Annotated in this window: 23 protein-coding genes; 9 read left to right on the top strand and 14 right to left on the bottom strand. The window is 68.4% G+C overall.

Translation table 11 applies throughout. From position 1 onward, the window contains the following. Positions 1-63: 63 nt before the first annotated feature. On the bottom strand, positions 64-273 hold the full coding sequence (locus tag HT136_RS11165; protein ID WP_214199829.1) for a hypothetical protein: 210 nt from the start codon (positions 271-273) through the stop codon (positions 64-66). 387 nt (positions 274-660) lie between these two features. Between HT136_RS11165 and nadC the strand changes: the two genes are divergently transcribed. Genes nadC through HT136_RS11150 form a run of 3 tightly spaced genes read left to right on the top strand, consistent with a single transcriptional unit; the run spans position 661 to position 2,699 of the window. Then, a complete protein-coding gene (nadC, locus tag HT136_RS11160; protein ID WP_214199828.1) occupies positions 661-1,551 on the top strand; it encodes a carboxylating nicotinate-nucleotide diphosphorylase in 891 nt (296 codons plus the stop codon). Between the two features lie 10 nt (positions 1,552-1,561). Then, on the top strand, positions 1,562-1,993 hold the full coding sequence (locus HT136_RS11155; protein ID WP_214199827.1) for a hypothetical protein: 432 nt from the start codon (positions 1,562-1,564) through the stop codon (positions 1,991-1,993). Between the two features lies 1 nt (position 1,994). Then, a complete protein-coding gene (locus tag HT136_RS11150) occupies positions 1,995-2,699 on the top strand; it encodes a ribonuclease T2 family protein (RefSeq protein ID WP_246543599.1) in 705 nt (234 codons plus the stop codon). A gap of 128 nt (positions 2,700-2,827) precedes the next feature. Here the strand turns inward: HT136_RS11150 and tadA are convergent, their stop codons facing one another. Next, positions 2,828-3,283 carry a tRNA adenosine(34) deaminase TadA gene (tadA, locus tag HT136_RS11145; protein ID WP_214199826.1) on the bottom strand — a complete coding sequence of 152 codons (456 nt, stop codon included), beginning with the start codon at positions 3,281-3,283 and terminating at the stop codon, positions 2,828-2,830. A gap of 114 nt (positions 3,284-3,397) precedes the next feature. Here tadA and rpmB point away from each other — a divergent pair, with 114 nt between their 5' ends. Continuing rightward, positions 3,398-3,682, top strand: a complete 285-nt coding sequence (rpmB, locus tag HT136_RS11140) for a 50S ribosomal protein L28 (RefSeq protein ID WP_214199825.1) — start codon at positions 3,398-3,400, stop codon at positions 3,680-3,682. Between the two features lie 195 nt (positions 3,683-3,877). On the opposite strand, the gene HT136_RS11135 is transcribed toward rpmB, so the two are convergent. The 4 genes from HT136_RS11135 to xseA form a co-directional block, all read right to left on the bottom strand. Beyond that, complete coding sequence (locus HT136_RS11135) at positions 3,878-4,873, bottom strand: esterase-like activity of phytase family protein (RefSeq protein WP_343222165.1); 996 nt, start codon at positions 4,871-4,873, stop codon at positions 3,878-3,880. 70 nt (positions 4,874-4,943) lie between these two features. Continuing rightward, positions 4,944-5,831, bottom strand: a complete 888-nt coding sequence (locus HT136_RS11130; RefSeq protein ID WP_246543598.1) for a M23 family metallopeptidase — start codon at positions 5,829-5,831, stop codon at positions 4,944-4,946. 17 nt (positions 5,832-5,848) lie between these two features. Then, positions 5,849-6,052 carry a DUF2093 domain-containing protein gene (locus HT136_RS11125; RefSeq protein ID WP_214199824.1) on the bottom strand — a complete coding sequence of 68 codons (204 nt, stop codon included), beginning with the start codon at positions 6,050-6,052 and terminating at the stop codon, positions 5,849-5,851. A gap of 26 nt (positions 6,053-6,078) precedes the next feature. Then, the gene (gene xseA, locus HT136_RS11120) at positions 6,079-7,629 is read right to left on the bottom strand and encodes an exodeoxyribonuclease VII large subunit (protein WP_214199823.1); all 1,551 of its coding nucleotides are present in this window, start codon (positions 7,627-7,629) and stop codon (positions 6,079-6,081) included. Between xseA and purD the strand changes: the two genes are divergently transcribed. From purD to HT136_RS11105, 3 genes are all read left to right on the top strand, one after another. After that, the gene (gene purD, locus HT136_RS11115; protein WP_214199822.1) at positions 7,591-8,874 is read left to right on the top strand and encodes a phosphoribosylamine--glycine ligase; all 1,284 of its coding nucleotides are present in this window, start codon (positions 7,591-7,593) and stop codon (positions 8,872-8,874) included. The two genes, xseA and purD, sit on opposite strands and share 39 nt — an antisense overlap. A gap of 5 nt (positions 8,875-8,879) precedes the next feature. Further along, the gene (locus HT136_RS11110) at positions 8,880-9,359 is read left to right on the top strand and encodes a hypothetical protein (RefSeq protein WP_214199821.1); all 480 of its coding nucleotides are present in this window, start codon (positions 8,880-8,882) and stop codon (positions 9,357-9,359) included. Between the two features lie 96 nt (positions 9,360-9,455). Beyond that, the gene (locus HT136_RS11105) at positions 9,456-11,210 is read left to right on the top strand and encodes a chloride channel protein (protein ID WP_214199856.1); all 1,755 of its coding nucleotides are present in this window, start codon (positions 9,456-9,458) and stop codon (positions 11,208-11,210) included. Between the two features lie 19 nt (positions 11,211-11,229). Here the strand turns inward: HT136_RS11105 and HT136_RS11100 are convergent, their stop codons facing one another. Both HT136_RS11100 and HT136_RS11095 read right to left on the bottom strand, forming a co-directional pair. Continuing rightward, positions 11,230-11,757: a 3'-5' exonuclease gene (locus tag HT136_RS11100; RefSeq protein WP_214199820.1), complete on the bottom strand. Its 528-nt coding sequence runs from the start codon at positions 11,755-11,757 to the stop codon at positions 11,230-11,232. 72 nt (positions 11,758-11,829) lie between these two features. Further along, complete coding sequence (locus tag HT136_RS11095) at positions 11,830-12,822, bottom strand: adenosine kinase (protein WP_214199819.1); 993 nt, start codon at positions 12,820-12,822, stop codon at positions 11,830-11,832. A gap of 166 nt (positions 12,823-12,988) precedes the next feature. Between HT136_RS11095 and HT136_RS11090 the strand changes: the two genes are divergently transcribed. Both HT136_RS11090 and HT136_RS11085 read left to right on the top strand, forming a co-directional pair. Next, positions 12,989-13,492 (top strand): hypothetical protein, encoded by a 504-nt coding sequence (locus HT136_RS11090; protein WP_246543597.1) that lies wholly within the window; start codon positions 12,989-12,991, stop codon positions 13,490-13,492. Positions 13,493-13,591: 99 nt separating this feature from the next. After that, positions 13,592-14,524, top strand: coding sequence for a hypothetical protein (locus HT136_RS11085; protein ID WP_214199818.1), 933 nt, complete (start codon positions 13,592-13,594; stop codon positions 14,522-14,524). A 26-nt stretch (positions 14,525-14,550) separates the two neighbouring features. On the opposite strand, the gene HT136_RS11080 is transcribed toward HT136_RS11085, so the two are convergent. From HT136_RS11080 to sufC, 6 genes are read right to left on the bottom strand one after another with little or no spacing between them, the layout of a single operon-like run. After that, a complete protein-coding gene (locus HT136_RS11080) occupies positions 14,551-14,910 on the bottom strand; it encodes a HesB/IscA family protein (protein ID WP_214199817.1) in 360 nt (119 codons plus the stop codon). Further along, positions 14,907-15,425, bottom strand: a complete 519-nt coding sequence (locus HT136_RS11075; protein ID WP_343222164.1) for a GNAT family N-acetyltransferase — start codon at positions 15,423-15,425, stop codon at positions 14,907-14,909. Before HT136_RS11075 ends, HT136_RS11080 begins: the two co-directional genes overlap by 4 nt. Continuing rightward, positions 15,422-15,907: an SUF system Fe-S cluster assembly protein gene (locus HT136_RS11070; RefSeq protein ID WP_214199816.1), complete on the bottom strand. Its 486-nt coding sequence runs from the start codon at positions 15,905-15,907 to the stop codon at positions 15,422-15,424. Before HT136_RS11070 ends, HT136_RS11075 begins: the two co-directional genes overlap by 4 nt. Further along, a complete protein-coding gene (locus HT136_RS11065) occupies positions 15,904-17,133 on the bottom strand; it encodes a cysteine desulfurase (RefSeq protein ID WP_214199815.1) in 1,230 nt (409 codons plus the stop codon). The genes HT136_RS11070 and HT136_RS11065 overlap by 4 nt, the downstream gene beginning before the upstream one ends. Continuing rightward, positions 17,130-17,870 (bottom strand): SufD family Fe-S cluster assembly protein, encoded by a 741-nt coding sequence (locus tag HT136_RS11060; protein WP_214199814.1) that lies wholly within the window; start codon positions 17,868-17,870, stop codon positions 17,130-17,132. The genes HT136_RS11065 and HT136_RS11060 overlap by 4 nt, the downstream gene beginning before the upstream one ends. Beyond that, positions 17,867-18,622 (bottom strand): Fe-S cluster assembly ATPase SufC, encoded by a 756-nt coding sequence (gene sufC / locus HT136_RS11055; RefSeq protein ID WP_214199853.1) that lies wholly within the window; start codon positions 18,620-18,622, stop codon positions 17,867-17,869. The genes HT136_RS11060 and sufC overlap by 4 nt, the downstream gene beginning before the upstream one ends. Positions 18,623-18,637: the final 15 nt, after the last annotated feature.

Genomic DNA, 18,637 nt, shown 5'->3' with positions numbered 1-18,637 from the left:
CGGCGGACATCGATCGTCCGCCGCGGCCCCTTTTCGTTGCACCCGTCCTGCGCGAGGACGTGCTTACTTCGTCGCGTATTCGCCGGCTTCGGCGTTGAAGTTCTTGCGGGCATAGGCCTTGGCCGCCGACTGCGTCTCGAAGATCTCGTCCTGCAGCTTGGACGAGACGATCGGGTAGCCGATCGAGTTGTAGCGCGTGGTGCGCACGGTGAGACGGAAGTTACCCGTGTCGTCCTTCTGGATGAGGAAGGGCTTGAGGGGGCCTTGGGCCATGGAAACTGCTCCTAATCGGGCCGACGATGCGGCGTTGCTGTCAGACGGAGCCACGCCGTGCATCACCCCGTGGCGACGCACCGGAACAGCTCCGCAAACGCGAGCCGATCGGCCAGGATGGCAGCCGAAAAGCGCCCGGAGACGCGGATGCGTCCGGGCTTCGGCAGGAATGGGCTGTACAGCGATCCGAACGGGCTTCCGGCGCGGACAGACGACACGAATGAACGGCGTGTGTGCAGCCAGGAACTCTCAAGGGTCTTGCAGCCACGAGCGCCTCTTGGCCGTGAGCTCGTGTTGGGAGCCTTATACGCCTCTTGTGCATAATTTGCAAATGGAGCCCGCACCAACTTCTCGACAGGTGGCCATCGCCTTGGCATGGACTTGGGCATGACCCAGGCACATCTTTCCGCCCCCGCGCACGCGCCCTTTTCGATCAAGGGCTTCGACCTCGACGCCTTCGTTTCGGCGACTCTGGACGAAGACCTCGGCGCGGGGCTTCCCGGCGGCGGCCGCGACGTCACCAGCGAGAGCGTGATCGCGCCTGAGGCCCGCTTTTCGGGCGTCATGGACTCGCGCGACGCGATCACCGTCGCGGGGCTGCCGATCGCGGCGGCCTTCTTCCGCACGCTCGACCCGGCGATGGAGATCGAGATCCTCGTCGCCGAGGGGGCGCAGGTTTCGCCCGGCACGCGCCTCATGCGCCTTGCCGGCAACGCGCGCGCGCTGCTGACGGCCGAGCGCAGCGCGCTCAACACCGTGCAGCACCTCTCGGGCATCGCCACGATGACGCGCAGCTACGTCGAGGCCATGGCGGGCCATGCGACGCTGCTCGACACGCGCAAGACGATCCCCGGCCTCAGGCACCTCGAAAAGTACGCGACGCGCATGGGCGGGGCGCAGAACCACCGCATGGGACTGTGGGACGCAGCGATGATCAAGGACAACCACGTCCTCGTCGCCGGCGGCGTCGGCCCGGCGGTCGCGCGGGCGCGCGAAGCCGGCGTCGCGCAGATCATCTGCGAGGTCGACCACCTCGATCAGATCGAACCCGCGATCGAGGCGGGCGCGCACCATCTTCTGCTCGACAACATGGGGCCCGACAGGCTGCGCGAAGCGGTCGCCCTCGTCGCGGGCCGCGTTCCGACCGAGGCTTCGGGCGGCGTCAACCTCGCCACCATCGGTGCGATCGCGGCTTCGGGCGTGACTTACGTCTCGGTCGGCCGCCTGACCCAGAGCGCGCCCGCCGCCGACATCGGGCTCGACTTCACCCCGCTGTGAACGCCGCGCAATGAGCCCGAGACCAACGTCGATCCGGATCTTCGGCTGGCTCCTGCTGGCCGCGACGCTGGTCGCGCTCACGACGCTCGTGGTGTTTGCCCCCGTGCTGCGGGCCCAGGCGCTGGCGCTCGGTTTCGCCGCGGCAGGGCCCTTGCTCGCGATGTTCTGGGTCTGCGGGTACAACTTGTGCTTCTGGTATGCGGTGGCGCGGCGCGCGAGCCGGGTCTCGGCCTGGATCTTCAGCGGCTTGACCGCCTTCAGCCTCGTCACGATGGTGATCGACCGGGCGGCCTACATCGCGCTGGGATGGGGTTACGTGCTGCCCACCGGACTGGCCACGCTGCTCCAGATCGCCGCCGTCGCGATGCTCTACCGAGGCGACGCGCAAGGCTGGCTGAAGGCGCGCGGGCGCCTGCCCGATCACGCCGACATCTTCGGCTGACATGCACCGGATCGCGCTCGCCCTGTTCCTCGCGCTGGCTCCGATGGCGCAGACCGCCCAGGCGCAAGCCTACCAGTGCCGCGTGCCCCGCAGCCTGCCGCCGCTCCGCCCGATCACGCCCGACGGGCCGACCCGCAAGCGGCCGATCGCGGGCTACACGCTCGCGGCCAGCTGGTCGCCCGACTGGTGCAAGACCCACCGAAACACCAGCTCGATGCAGTGCGACAGGCGTTACGGTCGCTTCGGCTTCGTCCTCCACGGCCTCTGGCCCGAGGCGGCGTCTGGAAGCCCCCCACAGTGGTGCCAGACCCTGCCGCTTCCGCGCCCCGCCACGCTGCGCCAACATTTGTGCATGACCCCCTCGCCAGGGCTCCTCGCGCACGAATGGGCCAAACACGGCAGCTGCATGGCCCCGACCCCCGAGAAGTACCTCAAGGTAAGCGCGATCCTGTGGCGTTCGCTCCACTGGCCCGACGCCGACCGCCTCTCACGCAAACAGGGCCTCACCGCCGGCGACTTTCGCAACGCCTTTCTCGAGACCACCTCGGGCTGGCGGCGCGAGGCGATCGGCATCGAACTGAGCAAGGGCGGCTGGCTGCGTGAGGTCCGGCTCTGCTACGGGCGCGACTTCCGGCCCACTGCCTGCGCCAGCCACCAGTTCGGCGCGCGCGATGCAGCGCCGATGAAGATCTGGCGAGGACTCTAGGAAAGATTTCCGAGGGCCATCGCCCTCGGGCTCCCGAAACAGGCGACCTCACCTTTCGCACGCTACGTCGATCGAGCACGATGGACTCGACGATTTTGGGAGCTCGAGGGCAATGGCCCTCGAAATGTCTACCTTCTTTCCCGAAAGAAATCGCGCAGCAGCGCCGCCGCCTCGGCCTCGCCTATGCCCGAATAGACTTCGGGGCGGTGCAGGCACTGGGGATGGTCGAAGACGCGCGCGCCGTGCTCGACCGCACCGCCCTTGGGGTCGCTGGCGGCGTAGTAGAGCCTCTCGATGCGCGCGTGGGCAATGGCGCCCGCGCACATCGCGCAAGGCTCGAGCGTGACCCACAGCTCGCAGCCGGTCAGCCTCTCGTCCTCCAGCACCCGCGCCGCCGCGCGAATCGCCTCGATTTCGGCGTGGCTGGTGGGGTCGTGATTCGTGCGCGGGGCGTTGCGGCCGCTTGCAATCACCTTTCCGTCCTTCACCACCACCGCGCCGATCGGCACTTCGCCCGAATCGGCGGCTTGCCGGGCTTGCGCGAGGGCGAGAGCCATGTATGGAGGGAGCGGCCAGCGGGTCATGACCCAGCGCTAGCCTGCGAAATGCGGCCTTGCAACTTGACCTTTGCACAGGGAATCAGTAAGGGCGCGCCTTCCCGTATTAACGGCAACCGTTTTTTTCGAGCGAGAGTAAACATGTCCCGCATCTGCGAACTGACCGGCAAGGGCCGTCAGGTCGGCTGCAACGTCAGCCACGCCAACAACAAGACCAAGCGCGTCTTCCTGCCCAACCTGCAGAACGTCACGCTGATGTCGGAAGCTCTGGACCGCAGCTTCAAGTTCCGCGTGTCCACCCACGGCCTGCGTTCGGTCGAACACAATGGCGGCCTCGACAACTGGCTGCTCAAGACCTCGGACGCCAAGCTCAGCCCGCGCGCCGTCAAGGTGAAGCGCGAGCTCAAGAAGCAGCAGGCCGCCTGATAGCTTCGCCCCGCAAGGGGTGAACTTACAGCGCCGCGCATCTTCGATGTGTGTCACGAAAGGGCGTGCGGTTTTCCGCGCGCCCTTTGTGCTGCGCAGCACGGGCATCGGCGACGATCGGGCGATCAGCAAGACTATCTTCCTGCCCGCCAGGGCGCGGCCTTCTTCACTCGGCGGGGCAAGTATCCGGTCCGGTCAGGGCAACTCGGCCGGGTCGACCGAGAGCTTCCAGAGCAGCGTTCGCTGCCAGTCGTTCATCATGTTGTTGTCGGAGATGAGCCAGACCGTCACGCGGCCGTCCTTTCGCGCCTCGCCCGAGACGGCAAGACCCTCGAAATTGTCGATCGGCATGTCCGATGCCAGCACCGCAACTTGGCGCGAGGTCCAGACCTTTCCTGCCGCGATCTGACGCGGATCGGCGATCACGATGCGCCCGGCAAAGCGCAGCGGCATCGGCCAGACCAGGCGGCGCATGAGCAGCAAGACCCGTCCATCGGGCAGCTGGGCCATGTCGACCACCGCAAAGTTGCGCGGCCCCTCGAATTCAAAGCGCGCGCCGCGCGCGCCGCGAGTCGGGTCGCCCGCGAAGACGAATCCTTCATGGCGTCGTCCTCCACTGCCGGCGATGCCGGTCTCCTGCAGGACGAGGAAGCGTCCATCGGCAAGCCGGACGAGCGCTTCCGGCCCGGAATTGGTGCCCCAGTGCCGCATCTCCTGGGGCATCACGCGCGCCTGCTCCTGCAATTTCGGGTTCGTACGCACGATGGCGTTGACCCCTTCCATCCCCAGCCAGACCGTCCCGGTTGCGGGATCGCGGGTCGCCGATTCGATGTCGCGCAGTTCCTTGCCCCTGCTTCCCTTGCGCAAGCCGACCTTGTGTACGCTGTAGTCGGGGGGCTGGCCTTCACGCAGTTCGAACCGCGCCGACCAGCCCGTGTCGCTGATCGCCACGAGACCGTGGTCAGAGGGCGCAAGCAGGGCGGAATAGCCGCCGTTGCGCAAACTGCTCAGGTGCCAGGCTTGCTCAAGGCGGAATGGGCCAAGATCGCTTGCAAGGCGGGCGGGATTGGAAATGGTCTCGCGTGCGAACGTGATGGCCCCCCTCTGATCCCTCGGAATCAGCGGTCGTTGCATCCACGTCGGGATCAGCAATCCCAGGACAAGCACAATTAGGGCGAGGCTGCGGCGCACGGGAGCTTCCTTGGTCGGGTGGCCGCAGATCAGGCCGGAAAGGCTGGCTGTTCAACCGCTACGGGTTGGATCAATCCATCGGTCCGGTGAACAGGATCGGATCGAGACGCGCGTCCTTCCATTTCAGCGACCAGTGCAAGTGCGGCCCCGTGGCGCGACCGGTCATGCCGATCTTACCGATGACCTGCCCCTGCTTCACGTGATCGCCCACTTTCACGAGGATCTGCGAGCAGTGCAGGAAAGCGCTGTTGAGGCCATTGCCGTGGTCGAGCATCAGGAGATTACCCTCGAGCGAGAAGGGCTTGTCGGCGGCGAGGATCACCACCCCGTCGGCGGGCGCCACGAAAGGCGTGCCGCTGGTGCCGGTGGCGATGTCGATGCCCGAGTGGTAGGCACCCGGCTCGCCGCGGTAAATGCGCTGTGAGCCGAAGCGGCCCGAAATCCGCCCTTTCGCAGGCCAGATGAAGTGCTCCATCCACCCCTTGGCGCCGGTACGCATGTCACGCGCGGCGTTGATCTGCGCCAGTTCGGGGCGACGGATCTTCATGAAGGCCTCCGAGGGGCCTTTCGCGGTGCGGGCAACGTTGATGTTCTCGATGTTCCAGTGGCGCGGCGCGACGCTGATCGTCCGGTCGACCACCCGTCCATCGGCAAGCTTCGCCTCGAGCGTCACGCTCGACTTGGCGTCGCGGTCGAAGGCGGCAAACCACTGGCCGCTCGCGGGGTCAACTCCCACCGACTCGCCATCGAGCGAGAGCGACACGGTCCCCTTGGGCGCCATTCCACGAATCCAGCCGCCCTGAGTCACCTCACCCGAGAAGCCGAGGTCGACGGCGGCCGTGGCGGCCTGCGCCTCCTGCCGGGAAAGTGCGAGGCTGCCGGCGAGGGCCAGCGCACAAGCGAGCGCGCTCCCCAGGGCGATCCGGCCCGGGAACGGCATGCGTACGTTCTTGGTCATGGCGTTTCCCCGTCCGATCAGGCGTCCGCGAGCAGGCGACGGGTCGCGATTTCGGCGCTGGCGTAAGGCTCCTGCCGCTCGGCGCTCCAGTAGCGCAGCTCCTCCAGCGAAATCGGCTCTCCGGTCACCGCGCAGTTCACGTAGCTCCCCGGGGTGAGCATGCGGAACCCGTTGGGACCAAAGGCGAGTTTCGCGGGGCGATCAGCAGACGTCATAAGCATGGGGCAAAGCTAGCAGAGCGCCGCCGTCAAAACAAATCGCCCTGTCGCGACTCCGTGCTCTTCGACCGCGCGGGCCGGCGGGCGGCCTCGGGCGCCGTGGGCGCCGGAGCCGTTACCGGCGCTTCGTCGCCCACCGCGACCTGCAGTTCGCCGTCATGGAATTCGAGCACGAGGTGCGCCTCGGCACCCGCCTTCGCGCGCGAGGTCAGCGCCTGGCCTTCGCGGTTCTTGACCAGCGCATAGCCGCGCTGGAGCGGACGGCGCGGATCGAGCTGGGGCAGCACCCGCGCGAAGGGGGCGAGCCGGTCGCGATCCTGCGCCCAGCGCCGGGTGAGCAGGCGCGGATCGAGCCCGGAACCGGCGAGGTCCTTGCCGGCCTGGATGACCTGGCGCTGAAGCAGCGGCAGCGATAGCCGCGCGGCGACGACACCGAGCCGCTCGCGCTTCTGCCCGGCCTTGTCCTTGAGCCCGCGCCGCAAACGGTCGGTCAGGTCGTCGAGCGCCTGCGCCTTGAGCGCGAGGATCGCGTCGGGCCGGGGCAGGCGCTGGACGCGCGCTTCGAGCCGCTCGCGCCCGAGCGTGACGGGGCGCAGCGCCGAACGGCGCATGCGCAGGCCCATCTCGTCCAGCTGGTTCTGCAGTTCGCCGCGCACCGGCACCGCCATCTCGGCGGCGGCGGTGGGGGTGGGCGCGCGCCGGTCGGCGGCGTAGTCGCACAAGGTGGTGTCGGTCTCGTGCCCGACCGCCGAAATCACGGGGATCGAACATTCCGCGACCGCGCGCACGACGACTTCCTCGTTGAAGCTCCACAAGTCCTCGATCGAGCCGCCGCCGCGCGCGACGATGACGAGATCGGGACGCGGCACCGGACCGCCGGGCTGAAGTGCGCTGAAACCGCGCACCGCGTTCGCCACCTGCTGCGCGGCGCCCTCGCCCTGCACCAGCACCGGCCAGACCAGCACCCGACTCGGGAAGCGGTCGGCCAGGCGGTGGAGGATGTCGCGGATGACCGCGCCGGTGGGCGAAGTGACGACGCCGATGGTGCGCGGCAGGAACGGCAACGCGCGCTTCCTCTCGGGCGCGAAGAGACCTTCGGCGGCGAGCCGCGCGCGCAGTTTCTCGAGCAGCGCGAGCAGCGCCCCCTCGCCCGCAATCTCCATCGTCTCGATCACGATCTGGTACTTCGAGCGGCCGGGGTACGTCGTCAGCTTGCCGGTCGCGACGACCTCGATACCGTCCTCGGGGCGGAACGCGAGACGCTGCGCCCCGCCGCGCCACATCACCCCATCGATGACCGCCTTGTCGTCCTTCAAGGCGCAGTAGAGGTGTCCCGAGGCCGCCCGCTTCACGCCCGAAAGCTCCCCGCGCAGGCGTACGAAGCCGAAGCGATCCTCGACCGTGCGCTTCAGCAGAGCGGAAATCTCGGTAATCGAGAGCGGCGCGGCGTTGTCCCCTGCGCCCTCCTTCGCTACCAGCCCCTGCGAACGACCGTATTCGGTATTGTCATCGTCATAGGATCGATTGAAAGGCACGGGGCTATGAACATCCTTCTGCTGGGCTCGGGCGGCCGCGAACATGCGCTGGCCTGGAAGCTGGCGCAATCCCCGCTCTGCGAAACGCTTTACGCTGCCCCCGGAAATCCGGGGATCGCGGACCATGCGACCTGCGTCGCGCTCGACGTCGCCGACCATGGCGCCGTCATCGCCTTTTGCGAGGACAAGCGCATCGGCCTCGTCGTGATCGGTCCCGAGGCGCCGCTTGTCGACGGCCTTGCCGATTCGCTGCGCGGCGAAGGCATTCCCGTGTTCGGCCCCAACAAGGGTGCCGCCCAGCTCGAAGGCTCGAAGGGCTTCACCAAGGACTTGTGCGCCAAGGCCGACATCCCCACCGGCGGCTACGAGCGCGTGACCAACGAAGCCGATGGCCTTGCCGCGATCGCGCGCTTCGGCGCGCCCGTGGTGGTCAAGGCCGACGGTCTTGCCGCGGGCAAGGGCGTGACCGTCGCGATGACCATGGCCGAAGCCGAGATGGCGATCATGGAGATTTTCTCGGGCCGCTTCGGCGAGGCGGGCGCGGAAGCGGTCGTCGAGGAATTCCTCGAGGGCGAGGAAGCCAGCTTCTTCGCGCTGACCGACGGCTCGACGATCGTCCCCTTCGCCAGCGCGCAGGACCACAAGCGCGTGGGCGACGGCGACACCGGCCCCAACACCGGCGGCATGGGCGCCTACAGCCCGGCGCGCGTGCTCACCCCCGCGCTCCAGGCCGAGACGATGACCCGCATCATCGCGCCCACCGTGCGCGCGCTGGCCGACGAGGGCGTGCCCTACAACGGCGTGCTGTTCCTCGGCCTCATGCTGACGCGCGAAGGCCCCAAGCTGATCGAGTACAACTGCCGCTTCGGCGACCCGGAATGCCAGGTCATGCTGATGCGCCTGCAGAGCGACCTCGTCGAACTGCTCCACGCCTGCGCGCAGAACCGCCTCGGCTCGGTCGCCCCGCCGCGCTTTTCCGACGCCACCGCGCTGACCGTGGTCATGGCCGCCAAGGGCTATCCCGACACGCCCGAGAAGGGCGGCGAAATCCGCGGGATCGAGGCCAACGAGAACGAACACGTGAAGGTGTTCCACGCGGGCACCGCGGTGAAGGAGGGGGCGCTGGTCGCCAACGGGGGCCGCGTGCTCAACGTGACCGGCGTGGGTTCCACGGTCAGCGAGGCGCAGGGGCGCGCCTACGCCGCGCTCGATGCCATCGACTTCCCCACCGGCTTTGCCCGCCGCGACATCGGCTGGCGCGAGGTGGCCCGCGAGAAGAGCGCCTCGTAAGCCCGATGGTCAAGCACGCCGACGCCATCCTCAAGCTCTCGCTCGCGGCCGCCGCGCTGATGGCGGGGGCGGGCGTCGGCTTCTACTACGGCATCTATCTGCCCGCACAGGACATCCGGGCGCAGAGCCAGGCGATGACCGAGCACGTCGACGTCGTGCGCCAGCAGAGCGACGCGCTCGCCGAGAAGGCGCGCCGCGAGAAGATCGCCCAGAACGCCTACGCCGATTGCGTCAGCGGGGCCGAGCTCACTTACAAGAACCACTGGACCGCCGCCTGCCGGGCGCAGAGCGCGGCCGACGAGGCGGCTTACGAGGACTGCGCCGACGACTGGTTCTCGACCGAGGCAGGGTGCCGCCGCAAGCACCCGATCCGTCCCGAGCGCGGCTGCGCGCTGACCACGCGCATGGCCGAACGGCTCGTCGAGGAGCGACGCGACGCGCGGCGCCAGTGCGACGCGGCGCTTCAGGCCGCCCAGCAGAGTTGAGGCGATGATGCGGGCAGCGGCCAGAAGGGCACAAGGGTGACGCCACGCCCCTGGACCGCGATCGCGCGCCTCGCCCGGCGCGACCCCGCGCGCGCGCTGCGCCAGAGCGTTCCGCGCCCGTTGCGCATCTTCATCCAGCGCCACCGTCATCGCCTGCGCCAGAGCGAATCGGCGTTCATCGTGCTCGCGCTGCTTGCCGGCCTCGCCGCCGGTGCGCTGACCAACATCCAGGGCTTCATCGCCCACGCCTTCCAGCGCCTGTTCTACGGGGTCAGCCTCAATCGCCTGAGTGCGCTGGGCGAAATTCACCATCCCTGGCGCCTGCTCGCGCTGCCGCTCGGCGGACTGCTGCTCGTTGCCCTCGCCCGTGTGCTCCAACGCCGCCGCCGCGCACCGATCGACGTGGTCGAGGCCAATGCGCTGCACGCGGGGCGCATTCCCTTCATCGACAACCTCATCATCTGCACCCAGACGATCATCTCCAATGGCGCGGGCGCCTCGGTCGGGCTCGAGGCGGCCTATGCGCAGATGGGCGGGGGCGTGGCCTCGGTGCTGGGCCAGGCGCTCAAGCTGCGCCGCGCGGACATGCGCACGTTGGTCGGCGCGGGCGCGGGCGCCGCGGTGGGTGCGGCTTTCGGGGCCCCGCTCGCGGGCGCCTTCTACGCCTTCGAGATCGTGATCGGCACTTACACCCCCGCCGCCGTCGCCCCGGTCATCGCCGCCGCATTGGGCGCCGCCTTCGTCACCCGCGCGCTGGGCGTCGAGCCCTACCTCATCGCGACGAGCGTGGACCCGAGCGTTTCGACAATCGACTATGCCCTTTACATGCTGCTCGGCCTTGTCTCGGCGGTCGTCGGCATCGTCGTGATGCGCCTCGTCACGAGCTGCGAGGCGCAAGTCCAGAAGCTCAAGCGGATCGCCCGCTGGCGCCCGCTGATCGGCGGCCTGCTGCTGATGCCGATCGCCTTCGTCTCGCCCCAGTCGCTTTCGGCCGGGCACGGCGCGATGCACCTCAACCTTGCCTTGCTGCCGCCAGTCTCGTTCCTGCTTGTCGTCCTCGCGCTCAAGATCGCGGCTTCGGTGATCTCGCTCAGCTTCGGGTTTCGCGGCGGGCTGTTCTTCGCCTCGCTGTTCCTGGGCTCGCTGGTCGGGCTGATCTTCGCCGGCACGCTCGACATGCTCGCGCTTGGCCATACCCTCGCCCCCAACGACGCCGCGCTGGTCGGCATGGCCGCGATGGCGGTGGCGATCGTGGGCGGGCCGATGACGCTCGCCATGCTGGTGCTCGAAACCACCCACGACTTCGCGCTGATGGGCGCGGTGCTGGCCGCCTCGCTCGTCGCCAGCGCCTTCACCCGCGAATTCTTCGGCTATTCGTTCTCGACCTGGCGCCTGCACGTGCGCGGATCGATCATCCGCAGCCCGCGCGACATCAGCTGGATGGTGGGACTCACCGCCGGGCGGATCATGCGCAAGGACTGGGTGAGCGCGCCCGCCGCGCTGAGCGTGAACGAATTCCGCGCGCGCGTGCCGCTGGGCTCGGCCAGCAAGGCGATTCTCGCCGACGACGACCAGCGCTACGCCGGCATCGTCACCACCGAAGCCGCCTACAATCCCGACCTCGATCCCGAGACACCGCTCGCCGAGCTTGCACGGCTGACCGGCAAGCACCTCTCGCCCGCCTCGGACATGCGCGCGATGCTGCGCCTGTTCGACGATGCCGGGGCCGACGAGCTGGCGGTGGTGGACGGGATCGGGCGGGTGGTCGGCGTCGTCTCCGAACGCCACGCGCGCCGGCGCTATTTCGAGGAAATGGAAGCCTCGCAGCGCAGCCTTTTCGGCGAGACCTGAGAGATCCCGCACATCCGGCTCACACCGCCGCGCGGCTGAGCCCCTGCGGCGGTTCGTCGAGCAGGAGCTTGACCATCATCGCCAGCCGCTTGGCGTCCTCGCGCGCGAGATGTTCCTGGGGCAGCTCGGCCTTCGCCGCCTCGAGCGCGCGCACTACCTGTTCGCGGGTATAGCCGCGCCGCCCGATGAATTCGCCAAGGTACCGGATCGGGAAGGGCATCGCTCGCCCCACCGCGTGGCACAGCACCTCGAACCAGTATTCGTCAAGATCGGCGTCGGCGTAGAGGTCGCAGTCCTCGGTAAAGGCGATCATCTCGGCCACGACCTGCGTCGCGGGCTGCCCCTCGGCCTCGAGCATCGCGCGCGAAATGCCGTGGAGGTCCTCGGCCTCCTGCGACCAGTCCCAGTAGCGCCATTGCGGGGAAGGCTTGATCAGCCAGGCTCGGCTACGCCCGTCGACGCGGGCGATGGCGACCTCGATCGGATAGGATTGCCCGTATTCGGGCAGGCAGCTCGCCTCGAAGTCGATCAGCGCCGGACAGGTCAAACCGCGTTCTCCCCATGCTCACCGTGCACGAAGGAAGCGCTCCGTCGACCCGCGGCCGACGGAGCGAATGGCTCAGGCGACTTGCGCGGTCAGCGCCTCGAGGTCGGCCTCGGGGCGCGCGCCCATGTGCGAGATGATCTCTGCCGCGCAGATTGCACCAAGCTTGAGGCACTTGGCAACCTCCAGCCCGCGCACGTGGCCGGAGAGGAAGCCCGCTGCGAAAAGGTCGCCCGCGCCGGTGGTGTCGACGACCTTGGCGATCGGCTCGGCGGGAACCTGGGTCAGCGTGCCGTCCACGACCGCGACGGCGCCCTTCTCGCTGCGCGTGACGACGAGCGTGGGCACCTTGGGAGCAAGCGCGGCGATCCCGGCGTCGAAATCGTCCTCACCGGTCAGCGAGGCCAGCTCGACCTCGTTGGCGAAGAGGATGTCGATCTGCCCGGCCTCGATCAGCGCGCGGAAGTCGTCGCCGTGGCGGCTGATGACGAAGGCGTCGGAGAGCGTGAAGGCAACCTTGCGCCCGGCCTTGCGCGCCGCATCGATCGCCTGGCGCATCGCCGCGCGGGGTTCCTCGGGGTCCCACAGGTAGCCTTCGAGGTAAAGCACCTTGGCGCTCGCGATCATGTCAAGGTCGAGCGCGGCAGCGGGCAGGTACTGCGAGGCACCGAGGTAGGTGTTCATCGTGCGCTGGCCGTCGGGGGTGACGAAGATCAGGCAGCGCGCGGTGGGCGGGTTGCCCTCGCGCGCCTCGGTGGTGAAGGCGATGCCGCCCGAGCGGATGTCGTGCGCGAAGATTTCACCCAGCTGGTCCTCGGCGACCTGGCCGATGAAGCCGCACTTGGCACCCAGCGCGGCAAGGCCCGCCAGCGTGTTCGCCGCCGAACCGCCCGAGATCTCGGTCGCCTGGCCCATGCGCGCGTAAAGCGAATTCGCCCCCTCGGTGTCGATCAACGTCATGCCGCCGCGCACGAGGCCCAGCTCCTCGATCAGGGCATCCTCGCAGTGGGCCATGACATCGACGATGGCATTGCCGATGGCAACGACGTCCAGGGTGGTCTCGCTCATGCAGCGTGTTTCCTCAAGTAAAAGGGTTGATCGGCGGGAAAGGATAACCGGCGCGGCTCGCGCGCGCATCATGCCGCGAGTAGCCTGCCGTCCGTCGCGGTGCAACACCCCTGCATCGCGCGCCCCCGTTGACAGCGCGCGGCGGGCGCGCGATGCGCGGGGGAAGATGACAGTTCATTCGCCCGTGCCCGCGCACCCTCGCCTGCCGAACCGGACCCTTTCGCGCCCACGTGGTACCTCGCGCGGCGGTTCGCGCGGCGCCGTGCTCGCCGCCGCGCTCGCTCTGGCGCTCCCGCTCGCAGGCTGCGTCTCGAGCGGGGCGCCGAGCCGGCCGACAGGTTCCTCGCGCCCCACCCATTCGACCACGATCCGCCCCGCCACCCCGTCAGGCCCGCGCGATCCGCAGTTCATGACGATGCGTGGCCTCGAGGGCGTCATCGGCGTGACCGAACGCGAACTCGTCCGCCAGTTCGGCCAACCTCGCCTCGATGTCTGGGAGGGCGATGCGCGCAAGCTGCAGTTCACCGGACGCGCCTGCCTGCTCGACGTCTATCTCTATCCCACCAGCAATTCAAAAAGCCCCGTCGCCACTTACGTCGATGCCCGCCGCCAGTCGGACGGGCAGGACGTCGACCGTGCGGCCTGCGTCGCGGCGCTGCGCCAGCGCTGATACCGGGCCCTCGACGCGCCTGTCGGCGCGCCATTAACCGCCCATTAGGCGCGAGGTGACAGGCTCTTCCCAACGGCGATCGCGGGGAGAAGCGACACCATGACCACGCATTTCGGCGCGATTGCGCAAAAGGTCTCGGCAAGCGGAACGATCGAGGAGGCCGACATCCTCGCGCTGCGCCGGGCCGGATGGCGCGACGCCACGATCACCCAGGACGAGGCGCAGACGATCTTTGCGATCAACCGGGCGCTGGTCGAGCCGCCCCCGGCCTGGTGCGCCTTCTTCACCGAAGCGATCGCGCACTACCTCGTCGAGACGATCGAACCGCGCGGATACCTCGATGAAGCCAACGCGCGCTGGCTTGTCGACGCGATCGAACGCGACCAGGCACTTTGCCCCGAGACCGAGCTCGCCGTCGTGGTGCGCGTGTTCGAAACCGCCCAATCAACACCCGAATCGCTGCGGGTCTGGGCTCTCGAGCGCCTCGAGCGCGCGATTCGCGATGGCACCGGTCTCGCCAGGCGGGGCCCGCAAGTGGAGAAAGGCACGATCACGCGTGAGGACACCGCGATCCTGCGGCGGATTCTCTTCGCCAGCGGCTCAGAGCGCCCCGCGGGCGTGAGCCGGCGCGAGGCCGAGCTGCTCTACCGCCTCAAGGACGCGACGCTGGGGGCTGCAAATGCGCCTGAATGGAAGGCGCTGTTCGTCCAGGGCGTGGCCAACTACCTCCAGGGGTTCACCCGGCACACCCCGGTCAGCCCCGCGCGCGCGGCCGAACTCGACCGGTACATGAACGATCACGCCACCTCGGTCGCCGGCTTCCTCGGCAAGACCGCGCGGGCCATGCTCCATCCCAATCGCGCGGGCAAGGTCTTCGGGCGCAAGCCCGCCCGGCCCGATGTCAACGCGCTCGTCGAAGCCGCCACCGAAGTGACCGGCGAAGAGCAGATCTGGCTCGACGAGCGGATCGAGGCGAGCGGCGCGGTCGACGATTACGACCAGGCGCTTCTGCGCTTCTTGGCCGAAGGCTGAAGCCCCGCCGTCGAGCGGAAGCGCGACTAGACGGTGAAGCTCTCACCGCAGCCGCAGCTGCCCTTGGCATTGGGATTGTTGAAGACGAAACCGGCGGTGAAGTCGTCCTCCTGCCAGTCCATCGTGCTGCCGATCAGGTAGAGCACGGAAGCCGCGTCGATGTAGAACACGCCGCCGGGTGTCGCGATCTTTTCGTCCATCGCGTTTTCCTGCGTGACGTAGTCGACCGAATAGGCAAGACCCGAGCAGCCCCGGCGCGGGGTCGAGAGCTTGACGCCCACCGCGCCCTCGGGCGCCTCGGCCATCAGCTTGGCGACACGCGCCTCGGCGCTCGGCGTCAGGAGGACGGCGGCGGGGCGCGGACGGGTGGTGGTGGTTGTCGTCATAGCTTCTTTTCCCAGAATTGCGCTGTGCCTGCCTCGGGATCGAGCGCATAGTCGCGGTAGCCCTGCGCGCGGTAGAGCGCCTTGGCCGGGGCATTGCCCGAAAGCACCTCGAGCGTCACCTTGCAGGCCCCGCGGGTGCGGGCCTCGTCCTCGACCGCGACCATCAACGCAGAGCCTACGCCCTTGCCGCGATACGGCGAAAGTACCACGAGATCGTGGATGTTGACCAGCGGGCGCGCCGCAAAGGTCGAGAATCCGGTGAAGCAGTTGGCAAGGCCCACCGGAACTGCCCCCGCGAAGGCGAGCACCGAGAACGCGCCGGGGAAGGCGTGGAGCGCCATCGGCAGGCGCTCGGCGACCTGCGTGGCCAACCCCTCGCCCCCGCCCATCGGATCGCGCGCATAGGCATCGAGAAGCCTGACAATCGCGTGCCCGTCCGCCTCGTAGCCGAAATTGGCAAGGCGCACGCTGAACGCGGCCACCTCCAATGTCGCCAGCGGCCCTTCTGCGCTCACAGCATGCCCAGTTCGAGCTTCGCCTCGTCCGACATCTTGGCCATGTCCCACGGCGGATCCCAGACCAGGTTCACCTCGGCGTCGCGCACGCCGGGAACGGCGGCGACACGCAATTCGACTTCGCCCGGCATCGATTCGGCGACCGGGCAGTGCGGCGTGGTCAGCGTCATGGTGACCGCCACCGAAGCCTCGGGCGAGACGTCGACCGCGTAGATGAGGCCGAGGTCATAGATGTTGACCGGAATTTCGGGATCGAAGATTTCCTTCAGCACATCGACGACACCGTCGTAGATCGCGCCGCCCGGCGCGCCAGGATCGATCCCTTGCGGCTTTTCAGCCAGGAAACCATCGAGGTAGTCGCGCTTGCGCTCGCCGGTCGTCTCCGCTTCGGGCTGGGGGGCATCCTCGACCCGTGCGCGCGGCGGGGTCGGGGCCTGGTCGACCGTCTCGACCGTGAAGGGGGGCTTGGCCTCGTTGCTCATCCAAAAATTCTCCTGGTGCGCTCGATCCCTTTCAGGAGCGCCTCGATATCGCTTTCATCGCTGTAAAGGCCGAAACTGGCCCGCGCTGTGGCCGAAACGCCAAGGTGATCCATCAGCGGCTGTGCGCAGTGGTGGCCGGCGCGGATCGCCACGCGGCTGCCATCGGCGCCTTCCTCGTCCAATATGGTACCCAGATCGTGCGGGTGAACCCCGTCGAGCGCGAAACTGACGATACCCAGGGCATCGTCCGGACCGAACAACGTCACGTCGTTACGCGCCGCCAGTTCGCGGCGCAGCGTCGCGGCCAGATCACGCTCGTGCGCCTCGGCGCGGGCAAGCCCTACACCGGACAGCCAGTCCATCGCCGCCGCCATGCCGAGCGCCTCGACGATCATCGGGGTACCCGCCTCGAAACGCTGCGGCGCAGGGGCATAGGTGGTCTTTTCAAAGGTCACGCGGTCGATCATCGCCCCGCCGCCGTGCCAGGGCGGCATCGCGTCGAGCAGGTCCTTCTTCGCCCAGAGCACGCCGATCCCGGTGGGACCGTAGAGCTTGTGCGCCGAGAAGGCATAGAAATCGCAGCCCATCGCCTTCACGTCGAGTGCGAGGCGCGGCGCGGCCTGGCAGCCATCGACGAGCAGCTTCGCCCCCACCGCGTGCGCCAGCTTCGCGGCATGTTCCACGTGGAGCACGGAGCCCAGCACGTTCGAAACGTGCGCAAAGGCGACCAGCTTGTGCGTCGGGGTCAGAATGCGCTCGGCGGCCTCGAGATCGATCCGGCCGTCCGCGGTCAACGGGCAGACGTCGATCACCGCGCCGACGCGCTCGGCGAGGAGCTGCCAGGGCACGATGTTCGAATGGTGCTCGAGCACCGAGAGCAGGATGCGATCGCCCGCCTTGAGGTTCGCCTGGCCCCAGGTCTGCGCGACGAGGTTGATCGCCTCGGTCGCGCCGCGGGTGAACACAATCTCGTCCTCGGCGGCGCCGATGAAGCGCGCACTCGTGCGGCGGGCCGCCTCGAAGGCCAGCGTCATCTCGGCCGAGCGCGCGTAGACGCCGCGGTGCACGGTCGCGTAATCGCGGCCCATGGCGTTGACCGTGGCGTCGATCACGGCCTGCGGCTTCTGCGCGGTCGCGGCGGTGTCGAGGTAGTGCCAGTTGCCCGCCCCATTCGCCGAAACGAGCCCGGGGAACTGGTCCTTCAGGGTCAGCGTAGCGGTGGTCATGCCAGGATCGCCTGCAACCGCGCCTGTGCCGCCGCGTTCAACTCGTCGCTCTGCGGCGCGCCCGCGAAGGCCTCGGCCACGAAGGCCTGAAGCATCAGGCGCTTGGCATCGAGCGGGGGAAGTCCGCGCGACATGAGGTAGAACAGCCCCTGCGCGTCGAGTTCACCCACCGCGCAACCGTGCGCGGCCTTCACGTCGTCGGCGTAGATTTCCAGTTCGGGCTTGGCGTTGGCGGTCGCCGTGCGATCAAGCAGCATCGCGCGCACCGACTGCTGCGCATCGGTGCCGTCCGCACCGCGCTCGACACCGATGCACCCCAGGTACGTGCCAACCGAAGTGCCGCCGAGCACCGAGCGCACGATCTGGCTCGAGCTGGCGTTGAGGCCGGTGTGGACGACCTTGGTCACCACTTCGAGATTTTCCGAAGCCGTCGCCAGTTGCGCCGCGCCGAAGGTGAAATCCGCCCCCTCGCCGAGCCGCACGTCGATGGCGAAACGGCCATAGGCCGGACCCGCCGAAAGCACGCGAAGGTCGAGCTTCGCCCCCTTGCCAAGCGTGATCACGAGATGACGCGCGATCGGCGCGCCGCCGTCGAGGACGAACTGCAGCGCTTCCTCGTCGCCGTCGGCGATCGCGATCGTCTCGGGCACGATCGGCCAGAGCGCCTCGAGCGCCTTGAGGTCGGAGTACCGGAAATCCTCGTCCCGGCGGGTGGGAAGAGACAGGACCTCGCTCATGCGGCGGTCTCGGCGACGACGGCCTCGTAGCCCTCTTCCTCGAGGCGCAGCGCAAGGTCGGGACCGCCCGACTTGACGATGCGGCCCGCCGACAGGATGTGGACATAGTCCGGCTTCACATAGTCGAGCAGGCGCTGGTAGTGGGTGATCAGCAGCACCGCCTTGTCCTCGCGGCGCATGATCGCGTTGATGCCCTCGCCGCAGATGCGCAGCGCGTCGATGTCGAGGCCCGAGTCGGTCTCGTCGAGGATCGCCAGCTTGGGATCGAGCACGCCCATCTGCACCATCTCGGCGCGCTTCTTCTCGCCGCCCGAGAAGCCCACGTTCACCGGGCGCTTGAGCATGTCCATGTCCATCTTGAGAAGACCGGCCTTCTCCTTGGCAAGCTTGAGGAACTCGCCGCCCGACAGCGGTTCCTCGCCGCGGCTCTTGCGCTGGGCGTTGGCCGCCTCGCGCAGGAACTGGACGAAGGAGACGCCCGGAATCTCCACCGGGTACTGGAAGCCCAGGAACAGGCCCGCCGCCGCGCGCTCGTGCGGTTCCATGTCCAGCAGGTCCTCGCCGCACAGCGTCGCCGAGCCGCCGGTCACCTCGTAGCCGGGGCGGCCGCCGAGCGTGTAGCCCAGCGTCGACTTGCCCGCGCCGTTGGGGCCCATGATGGCGTGAATCTCGCCCGCCTTGATCTCGAGGCTGAGGCCCTTGAGGATCGGCTTGTCGGCCACGTTGGCGCGCAGGTCTTCGATCGTGAGCATCGGTTCAATCGTCCA

Origin of the sequence: Novosphingobium profundi, from assembly GCF_018491765.1 — a bacterium.
Taxonomy (GTDB): Bacteria; Pseudomonadota; Alphaproteobacteria; order Sphingomonadales; family Sphingomonadaceae; genus Novosphingobium; species Novosphingobium profundi.
This window is presented reverse-complemented; position numbering and strand designations above follow the sequence as displayed.